Raw genomic sequence first — 20,956 nt, 5'->3', positions numbered from 1 at the left:
CCCAAGATTTTTGGGGCCGCTGCGCAGCCCAGCGGGAGCAAGCTCCCTCGCCACAGGGAACCTGCCCAGGCAGATCAGCCGAGGAAGGTCGACATGTCCTTGCACACCGCGCTGAACGCCTGCACAAAATGCCGCGCCTCTGACTCGCTGAGCACCAGCGGCGGCTGGATGCGCATGACCCGGTTGTTATTGGCGGTGACGAAAGTCAGCACGCCGTGCTCCCGGGACAGTTTGCTGACGAAGCGCAGCACGAACATCTCCTCGAAGTTTTTCTCGATCTCGCTGATGGCCTCGTCGATATGCCGCTTGGCCTTGCCCGAGAGCATGCGATAGGTGCCCGCCGCGTTGCCCGGCATGCGGCTGGCGAACTCGCGCACAAACGCCTCGACGCCGCCCTTGTAGCTGTACTCGAACTCGATGGCGATCATCAGGCCCTGGCCGCGCACTTCGTGGATGAACGGGTAGCCGCTGACGGCTTCACGCAACGCCTCCTTGAGTTGGGTGCCGACCCGCGCCGCGTTGCCGGCCAGGTCTTCGTTGGCGATCACATCCAATGTGGCAAGGGCCGAGGCCGAGGCGAAATTGCCGCCGCCGAAGGTCGAGGTGTGCAGGGCAAAGGTGTCGATGCTGCCGTAGGCGCGGTCCCACAGCGCCGCGCTGGACAGCGTCGCACCAATCGGCACGGCGCCGCCGGAGAGGGATTTGGACAACACCAGAATGTCCGGCACCACCCCTTCCCACTCGCAGGCAAACAGCTTGCCGGTGCGGCCGAGGCCGGTCTGGATTTCGTCGAGGATCATCACGCAATCGTGGGCGGTGCACAGCGCCCGCACCTGTTGCAGATAGCCCGCCGGCGGGAAGATCACGCCGCCTTCGCCCTGGATCGGTTCGAGGATGAACGCGCCGACATCGCCTTGTTGCAACGCGGTTTCGAGGGCGTGCAGGTCGCCGAAGGGAATCGAATCGCAGCGCGCCAGCAGCGGCTTGAACGGGTCGCGGTGTTTGTCGCGGCCGGTCACCGACAGCGCGCCGAGGGTCTTGCCGTGGTAGCCGTTGTCGCAATACAGCACGCGTGGGCGGCGCATGGCGGCCATCGCCAGTTTCAACGCGGCTTCGATGGCCTCGGTGCCGGAGTTGCTGAAGAACACCCGCTCCAGGTCTCCCGGCGCCAGTTCGCTCAAGCGCTGGGCGAGCAGGCTGGTGTGCAGTGGCACCGATACGTACTGCACAAACGTCGGGTGCTGGTTTTGCAGGAAGGCCTGCAACGCCTGGTTGACCTTGGGGTGGTTGTGCCCGGTGTTCAGGCAGCCGTAGCCGGCGACGAAGTCCAGGTAGCGGCCGCCGTCCAGGTCGGTCAGCCAGCAGCCGTCGCCCTGGGTGAACACGCGCTCGATATGGTTGAACTGGTAGAACTCGCGCAGCACCGGGTTGATGTGCTGGCCGAAGCAGCGCAAGGCTTCGGCGCGCAGGTCGGCGGGCGGCGCCACGTCCTGGCGGCGGTGGAAGCGGCGCAGCGGCTGGAAGTCTTCGTCGCGCAGGCGCTCGCCGTAAGAGGCCATGGGCGACGGCGAGAAGCCGTGCAACTCGGCGATGCGGCCGATCTCGAGGACTTTTTCTTCGGGCAGTTCACGCCCGATGGAGAACGCTTCGGCACGGCCTTCCAGGGCCAGCACCAGGGTTTCGGCGAGGCAGCCGTTGAGGAATTTCTTCGGTGCCAGGCCGAGGTTTTCGGTGCCGAAACGCACCGCGTCGCTGGCCGACACCAGGCCGCCGTCGACGATCAGGATGTCGTTGCGGTCGTGGTTGAACGCCAGCACATCGCGGGGCAACGCAGCATCGATCACCACCGAGCCGGGGGCCAGGCGATACGGGTCGATCACCCCTCCGCTGGACGTGGCAGCGACGTAGAAACGCACGTCGTCGTAGCAGCTTTCAATCTCGGCGGTGAGGCGCACCTGGGCGTGCATCTCCCCCGGCAGATAGGCCAGGCTTTCCAGACCTTGCTCGACGCTGCCGCGATGCACCAGGCGCAGGCGGCAACCGTGACGGGCGAGCAGTTTGGCGATCACCAAGGCGATGGAACCGGGGTAGCCGACCACCGCGACTTCGCTGTCGGCCGGGTCGACATCGAGGCGTTGCATGGCCTCCAGCACGTTCTTGTACGCGGCGTAGGCCGTCAGCGAATTACCGGTGGTGACCGCCACGCCGCTGCGCTCCTGGGTCTGCACACCACGGTTGCCAACGATGGCCGTGAAGCCGCCGAGGCCGACCAGATGGGCGCCCTGCTCCTTGAGGCTGTTCACACCTTCCAATACCCGCGCGGCAATGCTGCGCGGCTGGCTGAGCATTTGCTCGGCGGTCAGTGGCAGGTAATGCAGGATGCCTTCACAAGTAGCGCCGGTGGCGCTGACGATGCGCCCGAAATCGGCGAACGGCACCAGGTTGCGCGGCTGCCACAGTTCCGGCTGGTAACCGCGATCCTGCTCGGCGAGGGTGCGGTCGAGCAGGTCGATGATCTTCACTTGGCGTTGCAGCGCGATGGACGTCGGGTGAGCGATAAAGCCGAATTTCATGGGAGCGTGTCCTTGGTATTTCATTGACGGTTCCAGGCGGTTTCGGAGACCAGGCTCAAGCCGTCGCCTTCCGAGTTGTGGGCCAGCAATACGTCGAAGATATTCAGTTGCCCGGGTTGGGTCAGGGCGTTGCGCAGGTGCGCTTCATCGAAACGCACCAGGCGCTCGCGGTGCAGGTTGATCGTGCCGATGCGCTGCACGGGCTGCGGCGCGGCGGCGCGGGTGCTGACCGCAACCTGTTGCGCGCCGTTGTGGGCGTAGCGTTTGTCGAGGTAGGTCTGGATCAGCGAGAGCACGCCGTTGCTGAGGTAGAACAAGGTCACGTTGCGCGCAGGATCGGTCAGGCCTTGGGCCAGGCGCGCTTCGATGTCCGGCACCAACGCCCGGGCGCCGTCGCCGACAAATGCCAGCACGTTGCCGCTGCCGGTCATGGCGATATACGGCAAGGCCATCAGGCCGTCGCCCATCAACGCACGGCCGTACCAGCCGGAGAACCCCGGGTCGGTGCGCGGCACGTTGCGCAACGCCGAGATGGCGCCACGGCCGACGTCGTACACGCCGATGTAGCGATAGTCGTGCTGCTCGATGAGTTCGCGCACCAGGTTGCCCAGGCGGCGGAAGAAGTAGTTGGAGGTCATCGGCAGGGTTTCGATATGGTCCGCCGCCACGCTTTCGCTGGTGGCGGCCACTCGCGCCAGCTTGGCGCGGCGCAGGGCCAGCACCTCGGGCTCGACCTGCAAGCCGCGCTCGATGTGAGCGAGGAACACGTCCAGCGGCACGTCCAGCGCCAGGTCGGTGAACGGCGACAAATGCCGGGGTTCATGGTTGACCTGCACCACGCGCAACTGGCGTTTGAGCTTGCCTTCGGAAAACGGCGTGGCGGCCTGATCGACCTTGCCCTTGAGGAAGAACACGCAGTGGCTGTGCGGCCCGTTCAGTTCGTGGTCGGTGTGCACGAACTGGTAGACCCGGCGACTGAACCCGTACAACGACAACGGCCCGAGGTAGTTCGGCACCTTGCGGCCCTGATGATACGGGCCGACGCTGCCCGGCTGGGTGATGCTGTCGGACAGCGCAATCGCGCCGCGTTCGGCCAGGGCATGCACGCGTTGGCGCTGCTGTTCGTTGAGCTTGCCGCACTGCCAGAGCAGGTGCAGCGGCTGGGTGTTAATCAGGTCCAAGGCCTGGTCCAGCGCTTCGATTTGCGTGCTGCTGAGGTTCACTTGCGCAGCGGTTGGCAAGGCCGGCAGCGCCACATTCAACGGCACTTGCGGACGCGATTCGAGCACGCCTTGGGTGGCCAGGATAAACACCGGCTCGGCACGTTCGGCGAGCATGGCGAAGGCTTGTTCCAGGCAGGCGCCGATTTCCTCGACCTTGCGGATGAACACCTGGCGCAAGCCCTTGGCTTCGATGACCTGGCGCCCGTCGTTGTCGTTGTCGTGGGTGCCCTGGAACGCGTACCAGACGTTTTCCGGGCTGTCGGCGCAGATAATCAGGCCCGGCGCACCGATGCGCTTGAGGTTGGCCAGGGTGCCGCGAAACTCGTCGATCATGCCCGAGGTCACGGCGATCACATAGGCGCGGCCAAACAACTGCCAGCCGGCCATGGCGCCCACCGCCAGGCTGTGTTCGTTGCAGCCGCTGAGGCAACGTACGCCGGTGCCAGCGACGTTGTGCTGCATCGACTGGATCAGGCCCGCGACCATCGAGCCGGTGTAGGCGTGGAAGTCCCAGCGCTCTTGCCAGCGGCTGTGCATGAAGCGCGTGACCTCGGTGGCCAGGCTCACCGACAGCAACGGCCCGCTGATGGAACGGGCAAGCAAGCGGTTGAAGTGGGCGTGTTCGAGGTGGTCGAGGATGATGCGTAGCAGATCGGCACGCCGTGCAGCGCGGTCGTCGTTGGCCACGCGCAGGTGGCGGTTGCCGCCGACGCGGTTCATCCAGCCGGGCAAGGCCGACAAGGCGCAGTACAGCACGGCCGAATGGGGCGACAGGCGCGCATTCGGCGCGGCGGCGATCAGCGCGTCGAACGGATCGTCCACGCCCGCCTCGGCCTGTTCGCCGAGGTCGAGGATGAACAGCTCGTTGGACAACGGCGGGCTTTGCTGACGCAAACGTGCCTGCGCGGCCTCCACCGAATCGAAGCTCATCAACCACATGTCCGGCAACGCCGCCGCATGCGCCGGGCTGCCTTGCAGGTAGCGCTGGGCCTGGACCATCAGGGTTTCCAGCACCGCCTCGCTGTGCGGCCGGGGGCCCAGGGCCTGGTGCATGTCTTCGCAATCGCCAGCGGTCACGGGCCAGTCAGCGGCATTCGGCAGCGGCTGCAAACCGGCCTGCAAATGCTCGATGACAAACGTCACGTCCTCAATCAGCGGCTGCGCCTGGGTAATCAAGCAGATTCCTAACGTGGCCTTCATGAACCTATCCCTATTCCAATCAAACTGAGGATCAAATGACCGGCCGCTGCGGGTCGCCGGTGGCCAGGGCAATCGAGCGCCGGGCCAGCACGGCCACCCCGCACACCAGGGCCATCGCCAGCGACAGGCCGGCAAGCATGCCGACGTGGCCGCTGCGGTCGAGCAGCACGCCGGCGCCGATCGGCACCAACATGCGCGTCAATACGAACAGGCTGGCCTGCAAGCCGTAGTCGGCGGCCTGGCGATGCTCGCGGGAAAAAAACATCATCAGGGCGAAGACCAGGGTCGACACCGCGCCCATGGCCGTGGCGAGCAGAAACGCTGCGGCCACCAGCCAGACCATGTCGGCGCGCAGGCCGACAGCGGCGGTCAGTGCTAATAACGAAATCAACGCCCACAACATAAACAGCGGAATCGCGCGGCCCGGGCCGATGCGCTGGATCAGCCGCCCGCCGAGCAAGCTGGCCACGGCCCCGACCACGCCGCCGCCGACGCCGGCAATCAGCGCGACTTTCGGCGCAACCATGCCCTGGTCCAGCAGCAGCGGCTTGAGGTACAGCCACGCCGCGCCGACAAACGGGAAACTGGTCAACAGCACCCAGGTCCACAGGCGTGCGCCGGGTTGGCGGAAGTAACCCGACCAGTCGGCCAACGCCGGGCTGACCGGCGCGCTGCCGTTGCCTTGTGCATGGCCTTCCCGCAGCCAGGCCAGGGGCAGCAATGCCAGCAGCAAGCCGCCGGCCATCAACAGGAACGGCGCTTGCCAGCCCCAGCGGCTTTGCACCAGCAACATCACGCCAGCGCCGACAATCGCGCCGAGAAACAGCGCGGCCGAACGGATGCTGCCGGCGCGCACTTGCTCCGAGTGCGGCAGCAACTTGATCGCCAGGGCGTTGACCGGAATGTCGGCCCAGGTCGCCAGCACCGAGGCGGCGAACGCCAGGCCGAACAGGTACAGCGGGTTGCCGGTGATCGACAGTTGGCTGGCCGCCACCAGCAGCACCGCCAGCAACAGGCACAACAGCATCGCCCAGTTGCGGTAATGCCCACGCTGGAAGCGATAACGCTGCACGGGCAACGCCAGCAGGAACTTGAACACCGCCGGCAAGCCGGCCAGTTGGAACAGGCCGATGTCGGTGCCCGACCAGCCGTGTTCGCGCATCACCAACGGCAGGCCGAGCAGCAGGTAGATGCTCGGCACCACCAGCACAAAACCGAGCCAGCCAAACAGCAATTGCAGGCGCCACATGGAAGGGTTCATGAGGCGCTCCGGCGGGCCACCAGCACCGAGACGGGCGCCACGGCGAAGGCCACTTCGGGGTAGCTGTCGATGTGGCTGAAACCGGCCTGTTGCAAGGCGTCACTCAGGCCGCCCGCCTCGGTGACATGGCGGCCGAGCATCTGCATCGACAGGTAATACGGCATGACGCGTTGGGCGTGTTCGGGGTCGGCGGGGATCTCGGCGTGGGCACTTATCAGCACGCCGCCGGGGCGCAAGGCGGCGTGGATCTTGGCCAGGGTGGCGGGCAGGTCAGGGACGAAGTGCAACACCGAGGAGCACCAGATCACGTCGTAGCCGTCGCCAATCGGGTCGCTGGCGAGGTTGCCGCCGCGCACGCCGAGGCGTTGTTCGAGGCCGGCACGCTGGATGTTGGCGGCGGCCACTGCGACGGTTTTTTCGAAGTCGAAGACTTCGCCGCTGAGCAGCGGGTTGTCACGCACCAGGGCAATCGCCACCAGGCCCGGGCCGCCACCGAGGTCGAGCAGGCGGCGCGCTTGGCTGAACTCGGGGATTAGGGCTGTCAGGCGCAGGGCCACGTCGACGGTGACGGCACGCTGCTCCTGGGCGATCTGCAGGCGCGCGGCGGCGGTCCAGTTGTCGATGGTGGTGGTCATGTCGGTGGGTTGGCTGTCGGGTTGGCCGGCGCGCACTTGCTCGCCCAGTTGGCTGCCGAAACGGCGCATGCCGCGCAGGCGAAAGGTCCAGGCGTCGCCGCAGTAGTCCGTGGCGTCGCTGCGCAGGTAGTCGCTGGCCACCGGCGTGTTGCGGTACAGCGGCGGCTGGCGTTCATCGCGCTGCAGCAGGTCCATGCTCCACAGGGCTTCGAGCCAGAAGCCGGTGTTGGCCGGGTCGAGTTCCAGTTGGCGGGCGATCAAGTGGGCCGAGGTGGGCACTTGCAGCAGGTCGAAGAGTTTCCATTCCAGCGCAATGCGCAGGGCGTCGGCGCGCACGGCGGACAGGGTCAGATCCCAGAAAGGTTGCAGGGCATGTGGGGTGGACAGGTTCATAGGTTTATCGCTCACAGTTCATAGCTGAGCCGCAGGCCGACTTCGCGGCCCGGGCTGTACACGCGGGTGGTGCCATTCAGGTAGCCGACGGCGTCGTAGCGCTTGTCGGCGGCGTTGTTCACGTAGGCGCTGATGCCGTAGTGGCTGAAGTCGTAGCCGGCCGTCAGGTCGATCAGGCCGTAGCCGCCACGGCTGTATTGGTTGGCGCCGTCGAGGTAGGTCTTGCCGACGGCGCTGACACCGCCCTGGGCGTACCAGCCGGCAGGCGCGTCGTAGCGCAGGCTGAGGTGGCCGGTGAGGTCCGGCGCGTAGGGGTTGTGATTGCCCTTGTAGTCGTTGCTGCCTTCACTGAACTGCTTGAAGCGCGTGCGGTTCAGGCCCACGGAACTGACCAGGCGCCAGTTGTCGGCGACGAGGTAGTCGGCCTCCAGTTCAAGCCCGGTGGAACGCGCGGTGGCGGCGTTGGTGATGTACACCACGCCCGGCTGGATGATCTGCTGCACCTGCATGTCGCGCACGTCCATCAGGTACACCGCTGCCGAGTAGCGCAGGCGTTTGTCGGCGAGCCAGCCCTTGGCGCCAAGTTCGTAGGTTTTGACTTTTTCCGGGTCGTAGCCGGGGTAGTTGGCGGCGCTGGAGAAGGCGTTAAAGCCGCCGGCGCGGAAGCCTTCGGCATAGCTGGCGTAGACGTAGGCGTCGGGCTGCCATTCGTATTGCAGGGCGGCCTTGGGGGTGAAGCGTTGCCAGCTGGCGCTCTGGCGGCTGCCGATGGCGGGGTCGATATGCACTTTGTCCTGCTCGGCACGGGCGCCGAGGGTGAGGGTCCAGCGTTCGGCCAGGGGCATCAGCCATTGGCCGAACAGTGCGCTGGTGTTGCCGCCGAGCTTGCTATCGGTCTGGGTCAGGCGCAGGGGCAGTTTTTGCTGGTAGGACAGGTCGTGGTCGTCGCGGTCGGCATAGGCGCCGAGCAGCCACTGGTTGTCGCGCCATTGGCCTTCGAGGCGGAACTCCTGGGACAGGGTGTTGAAGTGGTAGTCGCGGGCCAGGTGCAGTTGGTCGGCCGGCTGGAAGTCGGTGTCTTGTTGCAGGCGGTCGTAGAAGTCGTTGCGGGCGGTGATGGAGCGCAGTGTCACGCCGGAGTCGAAGGTGTGCCGCACGTCCAGCGACAGGCTGCGGCCGCTGGAGTGGTTCCAGCTGGGCGTGCCGGAACGCACTTCGCGGCGGCTCGAGGTGGCGGCGCCCCATTGTGAGCCGCCGTCGCGGTAGTCCTGGCGGCTGTAGCGCAGGTTGACGTCGGTGGCCAGGGTTGGCGTCCAACGCAGCACCATGCGCGCGCTGTGGCGTTCACGGTCATCGGCCTGGCCGCCTTTATAGGCGTTGTCGATAAAGCCGTCCTGCTCGCGCCATTGGCCGGACACGCCGGCATATAAGGTGCCGGGGACCAACGCCGTGCTGGCGTCCGCGCTCAGCGTGCGCAGGTCGCGGCTGCCGGCGGCGGCTTCGAGGCGCGCGTAAGGCGTATCGCCGGGCTGGCGGGTGTGGATGCTCAGCACGCCGGCTTCGGCGTTGCGCCCGTACAGGGTGGACTGCGGGCCGCGCAGGATCTCGATGCGCTCGACGCCCAGCAGGTTGTGGTCAAAACCCTGGCCCATCAGGGTCGGCACGCCGTCGACGAGCATCAGCATCGAGGAGGAAAAAGCCGTGGCGCCGGAGCTCAGGCCACGGACCACCGGCAGGTTGGTGCCGGACTGGCCGAACGGCTGGAAGGTGAAGCCTGGCGTGGTGCGGGCCAGGCGTTCCAGGTCGTCGATATTGCCCTTGCGCAGGTCTTCGCCGGTGATCACCGACAGGCTCGCCGGGACTTCTTCCTGTGCCTGCTCGATCTTGTTGGCCGTGACGGTGACCGGTGCCAGGCCGGTCTGTGCCATGGCAACGCTTGCGCCGCCCAGCCAACACACCAGCACACCGCTGAAAACCCCTGTGTTCAAACGCTTTCCCCTTCAATGAATCGCCCCATGGCCGCGTCGTGGCGATGGCAGTTGATGGGGAAACATGCTATTCATTAATGCGAATGCTTATCATGTATGTCCGTATGGATTTCGGATCAATCCATATGCGAATCGGAGCAAACTCTAGGGAGGGCGTTAAACGTGTCGGCTTTACAAAGGATTTCCCAGTCGTATCGAGTTGCGTCAACGCACTCGCGGCTGGTCAGCACGCAAGACTGCGGCTGGATGCGTCAGCAATTGCCGGAAGAGCTGGGCGAATGCTATTCGGAACGCCTGAGCTTCGATGACGACCTGATGGTGGTGCGCTCGCGCTATCGCCCGACGCGCAACCTGATTGAAGAAACCGTGAGCCCGCACAACCGCCACATGCTGGTGATTACCTTTGGCATGCAGGGTGATTCCGGCTACAAAGGCGCGGATGGCGCGGCGGTATCGTTCAGGGCGGGCTTCACCACCATCACGTCGTTCCAGCTCAGCCTGGGTGAACGCTGCTATGAGGCGGGCGCGACGGTGTCGCAACTGCGACTGTTGATTGGCGAGAGCATGCTCAACAAGTACATCGGCGAGCAGCGCACCCAGCAGATCCTCGGCAACGGCAACGTGCGCCAACTGGCCTTCCAGAAGACCTCCGCCGCCAGCGCCAGCCATGCCAGCGCCCTGACCCGCTACCTCAACCACGGCGTGACCGGCACGCTGGACATGCACATCCACACCCTGAGCCTGCTCTCCGAACAGCTCAAGTTGCTGAGCCCCGCCACCCTCCCGGAGAGCCTGCAATTCAGCGCCATCGACATCGAGAAACTTGAGCGTGCGCGCGACATCATGATCGAGCAGATGGACCAGCCGCTGACCATCCCGTATCTGTGCGCCGCAGTTGGGCTCAACGAGTTCAAGCTCAAGGAAGGCTTGCACTACCGCTTCAACTCCACCCCGCACCGCATGCTCAACGAAATTCGCATGCGCAAGGCCTACACCCTGCTGGAAAGCGGCTGCCAGGTGGCGCAGGCGGCCTACCAGGTGGGCTACAAATTCCCGAACAACTTCAGCGCGGCGTTTACGCGGTTTTTTGGCAAGACGCCGAAGTCAGTGTTTGGCAAACGGCGCTGAGTGCATCAAGGGTGCGTGGCGGGAGCCTGCTTGAAGGCGGCCTGGGCCTTGGGGTTGGTGAGGATGCTGTAGCGCGTGGTACGCGAGACTTTGTGGGTGAGGAAGCGTTCGAACACCGGGTCGAAGGTGGCGCGTTGCAGGTTCGGCTGCTCGTCCATCAGGTAGCGCTCACAGAGCGCACGATAGGCGTCGAGGGTGACGAAGCGCTTGATCCAGAAGTGATAGAAGTAACCCATCAGGAAGCCCAGGCTGAAATCGTGGTCGATCACCGAATGGGCGCAGCACTCAAAATCGATCAGCCGTAGCTGGCCGTCCGGGGCGATCAAAATATTCTTGGGGTGCGGGTCCATATGCACAAACCCTTCGGCAAGCATCTGCGCAAACAATCGGAACACCCGTGGCAGCAGTTCATCGGCCTGTTCCGGGTGCGCGCCAAGACGATCATCCACACTGCAATGCTCATCAAAAAAACCCACCAGCAGGTATTCCTCTTTCAGGAACGGGAAACGCGTTTTATAGCCGAACCCGGCGACGCGCGGCACGCTGGCGGACTTGGCAGACACCACGGACAGGTTGATGAACTCGTTGGTCAAGTCATGCAGGCCGAACGCGCGCTTGAGCCCCAGGTAGTTTTGCAGCTGCTTTTTCCAGTGCTCAAGCTTGTTGTGCTTCAACACCCATCGGCGCTCGCCCTCCAGCAGGAATACGCCGCGGGTGGCTTCGGGTATGTCGAGGGTGGTGTGTTGGTGCGGTGCGGCGAGGAAGCGCTGGACCAGGGTGGATAATTCAGGCTGGTGGCGTGGGTCGAAATGGAAGGTGATGTCGCCGATGGGCGTGGCTTGAAGTGCGCGGGTGATGTGGTTGAGGTGACGCATGGGGTCTTCCTGACGTGGGGCTATCGTCTTTTGCGAAATGGCCCAGCCAGGTAGACCGCGCTAAACCGCAGGCAAAAAAAAACCCGGAAATCCTCACTTGCGTGGGCCTTCCGGATTTTCTAAACCGCCAAAAATGGTGGGTCGTGTGGGATTCGAACCTACGACCAATTGGTTAAAAGCCAACTGCTCTACCAACTGAGCTAACGACCCGCTGTGTGGTGGCGCGTATAATACTGATTTCTAAGGATTATTCAACACCTTATTTTAAATAAATCAGAAATAACGCGTTGGGTCCGTAATTCCGGCCGTTTGGAAGCCTTCTGCACGCAGTCGGCAGCTGTCGCATTTCCCACAAGCGCGGCCGTCATCGTCTGCCTGGTAGCAGGAAACTGTCAGCGAGTAATCGACGCCAAGTCCTACGCCAGCCTTGACGATATCGGCTTTGCTGAGGTTTTGCAGTGGCGCCAGGATACGGAAGCCCTGCCCTTCTACACCGGCCTTCGTCGCCAGGTTGGCCATGCGTTCGAACGACTCGACGAACTCTGGGCGGCAGTCCGGGTAGCCGGAATAATCCACCGCGTTGACGCCGATAAAGATGTCGCGGGCGTTGAGCACTTCTGCCCAGCCGAGGGCCAGGGACAGGAAGACGGTGTTGCGCGCCGGCACGTAGGTGATGGGAATGCCTTCGCTCGGTGCTTCCGGTACGTCGATGCTGCTGTCGGTCAGGGCAGAACCGCCGATGCCGTTGAGGTTCAGGCCGATGACCTTGTGCTCGACCACGCCCATGTCGCGCGCAACACGGGCAGCGGCGTTGAGTTCGGCGCGATGGCGCTGGCCGTAGTCGAAGCTCATGGTGTAGCAGCTGTAGCCTTCAGCTTGCGCCATCGCGACTACGGTGGCGGAGTCCAGGCCACCGGACAGCAGGATTACGGCGCGTTTTTGATCGTTGGTTTGTTCAGTCATGTCAGCGTCCTGGCTCGTCGTTCCAAAGGTATTTGTGCAACTGCAATTGCAGGCGCACCGGTAGATTGTCCGCCACCACCCAATCGGCAAGGTCACGGGCGTTCAGGTCGTGGTGGCTGGGAGAAAACAGTACCTCGCCTGCGCGACGGTCAAGGCCGTATTGGATCAGCTTGGAGTTCGCCCAGTCGTAATCATCACGGGAACAGATCACGAACTTGACCTGATCGTTGGCGGTCAGCAAGTCGATGTTCTCGTAACGGTTGCGGTGCGATTCCTTGGAGTCGGGCGTCTTCAGATCGACTACCCGGCTCACGCGCGGGTCGACCGCGGAAATATCCAGGGCGCCGCTGGTTTCCAGGGACACCTCGTAACCGGCATCGCACAATTGCTTGAGCAAAGGAATGGCATTGGGTTGCGCCAAGGGCTCGCCGCCCGTCACGCAGACGTAGCGTGGCCGGAAGCCGGCAACCTGTTCGAGGATGTCGTCGAGGGTGCGCACGGTGCCGCCACTGAAGGCGTAGGCGCTGTCACAGTATTGGCAGCGCAGCGGGCAACCGGTCAGGCGCACAAATACGGTGGGCAGGCCAGCGGTGCGCGTTTCACCCTGCAAGGAGTAAAAAACTTCGGTGATACGTAATGTGTCTTGCATAGTCGCCACGGGCGTAACAGCTAAACAGGCTGTCCGCCTCCGTCAGGCACTTCAAGAGACCCCGCCAACGCGCAGGCCCCAAAAAGCGTGTTTCATAAAAGGGCGTGGATTCTAACGAAAAAACCCGCGCCAGGCGCGGGTTTCTTCTAAACGGGCGGCTTTGCTTACAAGCGTTGCAGATCCCGTTGGGCCAACTGGGCGGCGGAAGTCCCCGGATACTGGGCAACCACCTGCTGCAGAATGCCTTTGACCTTGTCGGTATGACCCAGACGGCGTTCTACGTCAGCGAGTTTGTACAGCGAATCCGGCACCTTGGCGTGCTTGGGATACAGTTGGCTGACCTTGGCAAATGCCTGGCCCGCCGCTTGTAGGTCGCCCTTGGCCAGGTTGACTTCGCCCAACCAGTATTGGGCATTGCCCGCGTACTGGCTGTTCGGGTATTTGCGCAGGAAAGCGCTAAATGCCTGGCTGGCTTTATCGAAGTCCTTGGCCTTGATAAGGTCGAAGGCTGCATCGTAATACAGCTTTTCCTTCGCCGGATCACCCGGTTCGCTGCTGGCGGCAGGGGCCTGGCTGGCAGCCGCCCCCGCTGCTGCACCACCGATGGCGGCGCTAGGCGCGCCACCGGCAGAAGAATTATCTGGAGTTGCGGCAGGTGTAACGCCGGCTCCAATGCGTCGATCAAGATCCTGGTAACGTTCCAGGCCTTCTTGCTTCAGCTGGCGCACTTCATTTTGCAGAATTTCAATGGTGCCTTGTTGCTGCGCCAATTGATCCTGCATGCGTTGCAGCTGGTTGAACAGTTCGCCCTGTGCCGAGGGAGCGGACGTAGCCGCTCCCCCCGCATAGGCGCCGTTCGTGCCATAACCTGCTGGCGGATAACTGCTCCCGCTATTGTTATAGCCAGAGTTGCTATCTTCCACAGGAACCGCAGCCCACACCGCAAGCGGTGCGAGGCTGAGAGCCAATACAGTTAGAGCACGACGGCACGTTCGCATGACGAATTACTTACGCAGTTCGACGCGACGGTTTTGAGCCCAGGACTGCTCGTCGTGGCCAGTAGCAACTGGACGCTCTTTACCGTAGGAAACCAGTTCCAGTTGGCCTGGAGCAACACCTTGCAGTACCAGGTAGCGCTGAACGGCTTTCGCACGACGCTCGCCCAGTGCCATGTTGTACTCACGAGTACCACGTTCGTCGGTGTTACCTTCCAGAACAACGCGAGCGCCGTTAGCTTTCAGGTCCTTCGCGTGAACGTCCAGAGCGCGCATGGCTTCTGGCTTCAGGTCCGAACTGTCGTATTCGAAGTAGAAAGTGGTGATAGCGCGCAGAGCAGCTTCTTCGCTCAGGGAGCCGTCAACTGCACCAGTGTTAGCGCCGTAACCAGCGTTTGGATCAACAGCTGCGCCTTCACCGGCATTGTCGCCGCCTTTAGACGAGCAACCAACGGCTACGGACAGAGCCAGAGCCAGAGCAGCAAACTTACCAAACTTCAGCATTTCCATCGTGAAACTCCTAATGAACCCCAGTGTGTTAAGTACTTCTTTTTGTAGCGCCGCGTCAGTTCAGGTAAGGGGACCAGGATGGTTCTCTGACTTCGCCTTGAGCGGTAGGAAGTGGGAGCCTTACGCGTCCATTAATGGATACGAGCATCAAGACTCCCCGGCCCTGCTGGCGGGTGGCGTAGATTACCATGGTGCCGTTGGGCGCAACAGTAGCTGACTCGTCAAGGTTGGTATCTGTAAGGATTTTTACGGTTCCACGCTGCAAATCCTGGGCCGCAACCCGGAAATTAGTGAAACCATCCTGACGGTGAATCATCACCAACGTCTTTTCATCAGCCGAAAGCTTCGGATTGGCGTTGTAGTTACCAATAAAGGTCACACGTTCCGCACCACCGCCGCCCACGCTTGCCTTGTAGACCTGTGGCTTGCCGCCACGGTCGGAAGTGAAGTAGATGGTCGAGCCATCTTTACCCCAGAACGGCTCGGTGTTGATACCTGGGCCGCTGGTCACGCGAGAGATCTGGCGCGAAGCCATGTTCATCACGTAGATATCCGGGTTGCCATCTTTGGACAGCACGAACGCCAGGCGCGAACCATCCGGCGACCAGGCTGGCGCACCGTTGAGGCCTTCGAAATTGGTGATCTGCTCACGACGGCCAGTATCAATGTGCTGGACGAAAATGCGCGGACGCTTCTGCTCAAAGGACACGTAGGCAATACGCTTGCCGTCCGGTGCAAAACGCGGCGACAGGATCGGCTCACGCGATTGCAGCAAGGTCACGGCGCGAGCACCGTCGTAGTCCGAACGCTGCAAGGTGTAGCGCGTGTTGTCTACCGAGAAACGCTCAGCCGTTACATAAAGCAGACGTGTCGAGAAAGCACCCTTGATACCGGTGAGCTTTTCAAACGACTGGTCCGAAATGTAGTGAGCCATGTCACGCAGTTGTTCAGCGGTGCCCGACACGCTGCCGGTCAAGACCTGCTGCTCGGTAGCCACGTTGAACAAGGTGTACTGGATCTGCAGGCGACCACCGGCTGGCACGATATTGCCGACCATCAGGTACTGCGCGCCCACGGCTTTCCAGTCACGGAACACAACTTCGCTGGCCTGGTTCGGCTGGCTAATCATGTTGCCTTTTGGAATCGGCGCGTAGTAACCGGAGTTGCGCAGGTCGTCACTGACGATCTGGGCCATGTCGTCCGGCAGCACGCTGCCGCCCTGCCAGCCAAACGGTACTACGGCGATCGGGGTGGCCCGATCGCTACCGCTGGTGACCAGGATGTTTTTTTCATCCGCCGCCGCTATCCCTGCCATACAGCAAATAACGACAAGCATTCCTCGAAGAAGGTTTCTCACAAGGCTAGATCCTCAGGTGTGAATGTCATCTTGAATGAACGATAGGGAGCGAAGTCGCTTGGTTTCATTCCCTGCATCTCGGTCAACCGGCCAATGTTCTTGACCGCTGCAACCGCCGAACTGTCGAACGAACCATCGCCACTGGACTTGGCCACGCTGACCGAAGTCACCGTACCGTCCGGCAACATGCCGATCTGCAGCACTACTGTCATGCCTTTGCGTGCCGAAGGTGGACGCGTCCAACCCTCTGCTGCCCGTGCCCGAATCAGGTCGTCGAAACTGCCCGCGACTTCATCACCACGTTCATCGGCCAAGGCTTGCTGACGCTGCGGCGTGTCGGAAAGCAAATCTGCCAAGGCCTGGGCCTTTTTCTCTTCGGCGGATTTGCGTGCTGCTTCCTGGGCCTTTTTCTTGGTGGCGTCGGCGGCAGCTTTCTTCTTCGCATCATCGGCGACTTTTTTCTTCGCCTCGTCTGCTTCAGCTTTTTTCTTGGCGTCGTCGGCGGCTTTCTTCTTCGCGTCTTCGACTATTTTCTTCTTGGCTTCCTCAGCGGCCTTTTTCTTGGCCTCTTCTTCGGCAGCTTTCTTGGCTTCTTCTTCAGATTTCTTCTTGGCTATATCAGCCAATTGTTTCTCTTCGGCTTTTTTAGCTTCGGCAGCCTTCTCGGACTTCTTGGCTTCATCAGCCTTTTTCGCCTCGTCGGCCTTCTTCGCTTCGTCAGCCTTTTTCGATTCCTCGGCCTTTTGAGCCGCCTCTTCTTTCTTTTGTTCCGCAGCAGCCTTCACCGCTTCCTGCTCGACCTTTTTCTGTTCCATCTGTTCGACTTCAGTCTGGCGCGCAGCCGACTTCTGGGCCTCACCCGCAATCTTCTGATTGGTCTGGGTGGTGGCCTGGCTTTTCGATTTCAGCTGATACAGGGTCGCCTGCACGATCGGCTTGGCTGGCGGCAGGTCCGGGGTCATGGCAAAGCTGACGAACAGCATGCCAAACACTAGGACGTGCAGGGCAATTGCCCAGACGCTAGGCCAGAAGTAGCTTTCCGAGGCGGACGGCTCTCGCTGCTGCTGCATCAGGGCGCCTCGGTAATCAAGCCAACGTTACCGACGCCGGCCTTCTGCAGCCCGCCCATGGCGCCCATGACTGAGCCGTAGTCGACAACCTTGTCACCACGAATGAACACCTGGGTGTGCTTGCCGCCTTCGTTGCCGGAACGGATGATCTTGGTCACCGCGTCGGTCATCTGCGGCAAGGTCATGGCCTTGTCCTGCTGTTTCTGGGTATCGACTTCGCTGCCAAGGTTCCAGTAGTAGGTCTTGTCAGCCTTGATCGAAATGGTCAGGACCTGGGTGTTGTTGTCTTGCGGCAAGGCTTCGCTGGAAACCTTGGGCAGATCAACCTTCACGCCCTGATTGAGCATCGGCGCGGTCACCATAAAGATAACCAGCAGTACCAGCATCACGTCGATGTAGGGCACTACGTTCATCTCGGCGACCGGCTTGCGCTTTTTGCGAGCTCGAGCGATTAAAGCCATTGTGAATTACCTGCTTATTCTTCGCTGGTGTGCACTTTACGGTGCAGGATCGCCTGGAATTCATCGGCGAAGGTGTAGTAACGGCCAATCAGGGTTTCGCTGGTGGCAGCAAAACGGTTGTAGGCAATTACTGCGGGGATAGCAGCGAACAGGCCGATCGCGGTGGCGATCAGGGCTTCGGCGATACCCGGGGCCACGGTGGCCAGGGTCGCTTGCTGGGCCTGGGCCAGGCCGCGGAAGGAGTTCATGATCCCCCATACGGTACCGAACAGGCCGATGTACGGGCTCACGGAACCGACGGTGGCGAGGAACGGCAAGCTTTGCTCAAGCTTCTCTTCTTCGCGGGAGATGGCCACGCGCATGGCGCGGGCCACGCCTTCCATCACGGCTTCCGGGTCGACGCCTGGCTGCTGGCGCAGACGGGAGAATTCCTTGAAACCGGCACGGAAGATCTGCTCGACGCCCGAATCCGGGTCCGGGTTGCTGCCCGCCTGGCGGTACAGCTTGGACAGGTCGATACCGGACCAGAAGCGCTCTTCAAAGCTCTCCAGGGCACGTCGACCGGCACGCAGCAGGTTGCTGCGCTGAAAAATCATGACCCAAGAGGTAACCGATGCGGCTACCAGGGTCAGCATCACCAGTTGAACCACGACACTGGCATTGCTGACCAGGCTCCACATGGAGGAATGGTCGACGACGGTAGGTTCCACGCTAAATCTCCTGCTTTGATTGTTTACCCGCGCCGCTTACGCCGGCAAAGGCCGCACGTAGAGCTTCGGGAATGGCCCGGGGTTTCAAACTATTGGTGCGCACACAAGCCACCAGGAACTGCCCCTCACAGAGCAGCGTTGCATCCGTTGCCCGCCTGACCTGCTGTTTAAAGCGCAGGCTGACACGGTTCAATTCGATTACTTCAGCGCTGACCAGCAGTTCGTCGTCGAGCCGCGCCGGCGCGTGATACCGCGCCTCGCTGGAATGCACGACAAACAACAGGTCCTCCCCTGCCAGCTGGGATTGGGCAAAGCCCAGCTCCCGTAGCCGCTCGGTTCGAGCCCGCTCCATGAACTTGAGATAATTGACGTAATACACGATGCCGCCCGCATCGGTGTCCTCGTAATAAACGCGACAGCGATGTGCGAACGACTGATCCCCGTTTTGCGCGCGCATACTCTAGTGCTTACTCCTCAGGTTGCCAATCCGGCTGGGCAACTGTTTTTTCATTCCCTGAAACATTATCCAGTGACTGAATGACGACGCCAGCCACTAGGACAGCACAAACGTCGAATAAATCGACTTGCGTAATGCTTTTAATCGTCCACTGCATCGAGGAATTCGTCTACCACGGGCATCTCACCCAATCGTGACGGAATGTTTAACCCAAAGTGCAGGTAGGCATGTCGCGTCACTACTCGGCCCCTTGGGGTGCGCATGATGTAACCCTGCTGGATCAGGTACGGTTCCAGCACATCCTCGATGGTATGGCGCTCTTCGCTGATGGCGGCCGCCAGGCTGTCGACGCCCACCGGGCCGCCGTCGAACTTCTCGATCATGGTCAAGAGTAGACGCCGATCCTGGTGATCGAAGCCGTGCTCATCCACATCCAGCAGGTTCAAGGCCAGGTCGGCCACGGCCTTGGTGATATGGCCCTTGGCACGCACTTCGGCAAAGTCACGCACACGACGCAGCAAGCGGTTGGCGATTCGCGGTGTACCACGGGCACGACGGGCGATTTCGAACGCGCCTTCCGGGTCCAGCGGCAAGCCGAGAATGCCCGCCGAACGGCTGACGATGGTCGCCAGGTCTGCGGTGCTATAGAACTCTAGACGTTGAACAATGCCGAAACGGTCTCGCAACGGGTTGGTCAACATGCCCGCGCGGGTGGTGGCGCCAACCAGAGTGAAAGGTGGCAGATCGAGCTTGATCGAACGCGCCGCCGGGCCTTCGCCGATCATGATGTCGAGCTGGAAGTCTTCCATGGCCGGGTACAGCACTTCCTCGACGATCGGCGACAGCCGGTGGATCTCGTCGATAAACAGCACGTCGTGGGGCTCAAGATTGGTCAACAGTGCCGCCAGGTCACCCGGTCGTTCCAGCACCGGGCCGGAGGTGGACTTGATCGACACGCCCATTTCCTGGGCAATGATATTGGCCAGGGTGGTCTTACCCAAGCCCGGTGGACCGAAGATCAATGTGTGGTCCAACGACTCACTGCGCCCGCGCGCGGCCTGGATAAACAGCTCCATCTGCTCGCGCACGGTGGGCTGGCCGATGTAGTCGGCCAGGCTCAGGGGGCGGATGGCGCGGTCCTGCACTTCTTCACGGTCGCGCGGGCCGGTGGCCGCGATCAGACGATCTGCTTCAATCACTTAAATCATTCCCTTCAGGGCACGGCGGATCATGTCTTCGGCACTCAGGTTCTTGTCCTTGATGGCAGACACGGCCTTGCTGGCTTCCTGCGGTTTGTAGCCCAGGGAAATCAGCGCATTGACCGCATCGCTCTCGGCGCTGGCGACCTGGGCCGCTGGCATGTCCGGCTGGTTCGGTACCAGGGCAAACATGCTCGGCACGACTTCCCAGGCCTTGAAGCGGTCCTTGAGTTCCACCAGCAGGCGCTCGGCAGTCTTCTTGCCGACACCCGGCACCTTGGTCAGCGCCGAGGTGTCCTGGGCCGAGACGGCACGCACCAGCTCATCCACCTCCAGGCTCGACATCAACGCCAGCGCCAGCTTCGGGCCGACGCCATTGAGGCGGATCAGCTCGCGAAAGAAGTCACGGTCGCGCTTGCCAATGAAACCATAGAGCAATTGCGCATCTTCGCGCACCACCAGATGGGTATGCAGCGTAATCGGCTCGCCGACCGACGGCAGGCGATACAGGGTGGTCATGGGCACTTCCAGCTCATACCCCAACCCGTTGACATCCAGAATCAGGTGCGGCGGCTGTTTCTCAGCCAGGGTGCCGCGCAAGCGTCCAATCACGGTTCAAATCCTTAAAGCTTGAGGGTCAGGCAAAGACCCGACCGGGAAAAACGATTGCGCTGATGCTATCAGAGACGCAGCCGCCCGCCACGACTGCGTGCCGTGCCCAGACCGTGGGGCAACAGGCTGGAGCGGGTGTGCGCGTGGCAAATGGCGATGGCCAGGGCATCGGAGGCGTCGATCTGCGGTTTTGAAGTGAGCTTGAGCATGTGCATGACCATCATCTGCACCTGCTCCTTGTTCGCCGCACCGGTGCCGACCACGGCCTGCTTGACCTGGGTCGCGGTGTATTCGGCGATTTCCATGCCCTCCTCGGCACCGGCGACGATGGCAGCGCCACGGGCCTGGCCAAGCTTGAGCGCCGAATCGGCGTTCTTGGCCATGAACACCTTTTCGATGCCCATGGTTACCGGGCCGTAGGTCTGGATCACTTCACGCACGCCGCGATAGACAATCTGCAAGCGCTCGGCCAACTCGCCGGCGCCGGTGCGGATACAGCCCGAGGCGACGTAGATGCAGCCGCGCGGGGTCTGTTGCACCACGCCAAAGCCGGTGATGCGCGAACCGGGGTCGATACCTAGGATTAAAGTCATAACGCCTGCGGGTTGGGTAAACACAATTCTTGCGACAAAGAAGATCAACTGTGGGAGCGGGCTTGCCCGCGAAGGCGGTGGGTCAGCCAACATTTTCAGCGACT

At 62.1% G+C, this 20,956-nt stretch carries 19 protein-coding genes and 1 tRNA gene; 1 reads left to right on the top strand and 19 read right to left on the bottom strand.

What is annotated here, in order from left to right:
- Positions 1–74: 74 nt before the first annotated feature.
- The 5 genes from NUV89_RS17385 to NUV89_RS17365 are packed head-to-tail and all read right to left on the bottom strand — an operon-like array spanning position 75 to position 9,273.
- On the bottom strand, positions 75–2,573 hold the full coding sequence (locus NUV89_RS17385; protein WP_257782285.1) for an aminotransferase class III-fold pyridoxal phosphate-dependent enzyme: 2,499 nt from the start codon (positions 2,571–2,573) through the stop codon (positions 75–77).
- Positions 2,574–2,593: 20 nt separating this feature from the next.
- Positions 2,594–4,996 (bottom strand): decarboxylase, encoded by a 2,403-nt coding sequence (locus NUV89_RS17380; RefSeq protein WP_257782284.1) that lies wholly within the window; start codon positions 4,994–4,996, stop codon positions 2,594–2,596.
- Positions 4,997–5,027: 31 nt separating this feature from the next.
- Positions 5,028–6,257, bottom strand: coding sequence for an MFS transporter (locus NUV89_RS17375; protein ID WP_257782283.1), 1,230 nt, complete (start codon positions 6,255–6,257; stop codon positions 5,028–5,030).
- Positions 6,254–7,285, bottom strand: a complete 1,032-nt coding sequence (locus NUV89_RS17370; RefSeq protein WP_257782282.1) for a methyltransferase — start codon at positions 7,283–7,285, stop codon at positions 6,254–6,256. The genes NUV89_RS17375 and NUV89_RS17370 overlap by 4 nt, the downstream gene beginning before the upstream one ends.
- 11 nt (positions 7,286–7,296) lie before the next feature.
- Positions 7,297–9,273 carry a TonB-dependent receptor gene (locus NUV89_RS17365; RefSeq protein ID WP_257782281.1) on the bottom strand — a complete coding sequence of 659 codons (1,977 nt, stop codon included), beginning with the start codon at positions 9,271–9,273 and terminating at the stop codon, positions 7,297–7,299.
- Positions 9,274–9,435: 162 nt separating this feature from the next.
- Here NUV89_RS17365 and NUV89_RS17360 point away from each other — a divergent pair, with 162 nt between their 5' ends.
- The gene (locus NUV89_RS17360; RefSeq protein ID WP_308220198.1) at positions 9,436–10,401 is read left to right on the top strand and encodes an AraC family transcriptional regulator; all 966 of its coding nucleotides are present in this window, start codon (positions 9,436–9,438) and stop codon (positions 10,399–10,401) included.
- Positions 10,402–10,406: 5 nt separating this feature from the next.
- On the opposite strand, the gene NUV89_RS17355 is transcribed toward NUV89_RS17360, so the two are convergent.
- The 14 genes from NUV89_RS17355 to ruvC form a co-directional block, all read right to left on the bottom strand.
- Positions 10,407–11,276, bottom strand: coding sequence for a phosphotransferase (locus tag NUV89_RS17355; protein WP_257782279.1), 870 nt, complete (start codon positions 11,274–11,276; stop codon positions 10,407–10,409).
- A gap of 134 nt (positions 11,277–11,410) precedes the next feature.
- A tRNA-Lys gene (locus NUV89_RS17350) sits at positions 11,411–11,486 on the bottom strand.
- Between the two features lie 63 nt (positions 11,487–11,549).
- On the bottom strand, positions 11,550–12,239 hold the full coding sequence (queC, locus tag NUV89_RS17345) for a 7-cyano-7-deazaguanine synthase QueC (protein WP_257782278.1): 690 nt from the start codon (positions 12,237–12,239) through the stop codon (positions 11,550–11,552).
- A gap of 1 nt (position 12,240) precedes the next feature.
- Positions 12,241–12,888: a 7-carboxy-7-deazaguanine synthase QueE gene (gene queE, locus NUV89_RS17340; protein WP_124524942.1), complete on the bottom strand. Its 648-nt coding sequence runs from the start codon at positions 12,886–12,888 to the stop codon at positions 12,241–12,243.
- A gap of 164 nt (positions 12,889–13,052) precedes the next feature.
- A complete protein-coding gene (gene ybgF, locus NUV89_RS17335; protein ID WP_257782277.1) occupies positions 13,053–13,886 on the bottom strand; it encodes a tol-pal system protein YbgF in 834 nt (277 codons plus the stop codon).
- A gap of 6 nt (positions 13,887–13,892) precedes the next feature.
- Positions 13,893–14,393, bottom strand: coding sequence for a peptidoglycan-associated lipoprotein Pal (gene pal, locus NUV89_RS17330; protein WP_003209827.1), 501 nt, complete (start codon positions 14,391–14,393; stop codon positions 13,893–13,895).
- Between the two features lie 55 nt (positions 14,394–14,448).
- A complete protein-coding gene (gene tolB, locus NUV89_RS17325) occupies positions 14,449–15,729 on the bottom strand; it encodes a Tol-Pal system beta propeller repeat protein TolB (protein ID WP_032865025.1) in 1,281 nt (426 codons plus the stop codon).
- A 17-nt stretch (positions 15,730–15,746) separates the two neighbouring features.
- The gene (gene tolA / locus NUV89_RS17320) at positions 15,747–16,820 is read right to left on the bottom strand and encodes a cell envelope integrity protein TolA (protein WP_257782276.1); all 1,074 of its coding nucleotides are present in this window, start codon (positions 16,818–16,820) and stop codon (positions 15,747–15,749) included.
- Positions 16,820–17,272 (bottom strand): protein TolR, encoded by a 453-nt coding sequence (gene tolR / locus NUV89_RS17315; protein ID WP_161630238.1) that lies wholly within the window; start codon positions 17,270–17,272, stop codon positions 16,820–16,822. The genes tolA and tolR overlap by 1 nt, the downstream gene beginning before the upstream one ends.
- Positions 17,273–17,295: 23 nt before the next feature.
- Entirely contained in the window at positions 17,296–17,991 is a 696-nt protein-coding gene (gene tolQ, locus NUV89_RS17310; RefSeq protein WP_015885609.1) for a protein TolQ, read from the bottom strand.
- Between the two features lies 1 nt (position 17,992).
- Complete coding sequence (ybgC, locus tag NUV89_RS17305) at positions 17,993–18,448, bottom strand: tol-pal system-associated acyl-CoA thioesterase (RefSeq protein ID WP_071484353.1); 456 nt, start codon at positions 18,446–18,448, stop codon at positions 17,993–17,995.
- A 140-nt stretch (positions 18,449–18,588) separates the two neighbouring features.
- Entirely contained in the window at positions 18,589–19,647 is a 1,059-nt protein-coding gene (ruvB, locus tag NUV89_RS17300; RefSeq protein ID WP_015885611.1) for a Holliday junction branch migration DNA helicase RuvB, read from the bottom strand.
- Positions 19,648–20,259 (bottom strand): Holliday junction branch migration protein RuvA, encoded by a 612-nt coding sequence (gene ruvA / locus NUV89_RS17295; RefSeq protein ID WP_003193868.1) that lies wholly within the window; start codon positions 20,257–20,259, stop codon positions 19,648–19,650.
- Between the two features lie 68 nt (positions 20,260–20,327).
- Positions 20,328–20,852, bottom strand: a complete 525-nt coding sequence (ruvC, locus tag NUV89_RS17290; RefSeq protein WP_005790910.1) for a crossover junction endodeoxyribonuclease RuvC — start codon at positions 20,850–20,852, stop codon at positions 20,328–20,330.
- Positions 20,853–20,956 lie beyond the last annotated feature (104 nt).

Source organism: Pseudomonas sp. 18.1.10 (genome assembly GCF_024655625.1).
GTDB lineage: Bacteria > Pseudomonadota > Gammaproteobacteria > Pseudomonadales > Pseudomonadaceae > Aquipseudomonas.
This window is presented reverse-complemented; position numbering and strand designations above follow the sequence as displayed.

Excerpts from the sequence above, each read along its gene's own strand:
- ybgF (WP_257782277.1), bottom strand. The coding sequence starts at position 13,886 with ATGCGAACGTGCCGTCGTGCTCTAACTGTATTGGCTCTCAGCCTCGCA.
- NUV89_RS17370 (WP_257782282.1), bottom strand. The coding sequence starts at position 7,285 with ATGAACCTGTCCACCCCACATGCCCTGCAACCTTTCTGGGATCTGACC.
- NUV89_RS17355 (WP_257782279.1), bottom strand. The coding sequence starts at position 11,276 with ATGCGTCACCTCAACCACATCACCCGCGCACTTCAAGCCACGCCCATC.
- NUV89_RS17380 (WP_257782284.1), bottom strand. The coding sequence starts at position 4,996 with ATGAAGGCCACGTTAGGAATCTGCTTGATTACCCAGGCGCAGCCGCTG.
- queE (WP_124524942.1), bottom strand. The coding sequence starts at position 12,888 with ATGCAAGACACATTACGTATCACCGAAGTTTTTTACTCCTTGCAGGGT.
- ruvC (WP_005790910.1), bottom strand. The coding sequence starts at position 20,852 with ATGACTTTAATCCTAGGTATCGACCCCGGTTCGCGCATCACCGGCTTT.
- tolA (WP_257782276.1), bottom strand. The coding sequence starts at position 16,820 with ATGCAGCAGCAGCGAGAGCCGTCCGCCTCGGAAAGCTACTTCTGGCCT.
- queC (WP_257782278.1), bottom strand. The coding sequence starts at position 12,239 with ATGACTGAACAAACCAACGATCAAAAACGCGCCGTAATCCTGCTGTCC.
- NUV89_RS17375 (WP_257782283.1), bottom strand. The coding sequence starts at position 6,257 with ATGAACCCTTCCATGTGGCGCCTGCAATTGCTGTTTGGCTGGCTCGGT.
- ybgC (WP_071484353.1), bottom strand. The coding sequence starts at position 18,448 with ATGCGCGCGCAAAACGGGGATCAGTCGTTCGCACATCGCTGTCGCGTT.
- NUV89_RS17385 (WP_257782285.1), bottom strand. The coding sequence starts at position 2,573 with ATGAAATTCGGCTTTATCGCTCACCCGACGTCCATCGCGCTGCAACGC.
- tolB (WP_032865025.1), bottom strand. The coding sequence starts at position 15,729 with ATGCTTGTCGTTATTTGCTGTATGGCAGGGATAGCGGCGGCGGATGAA.
- pal (WP_003209827.1), bottom strand. The coding sequence starts at position 14,393 with ATGGAAATGCTGAAGTTTGGTAAGTTTGCTGCTCTGGCTCTGGCTCTG.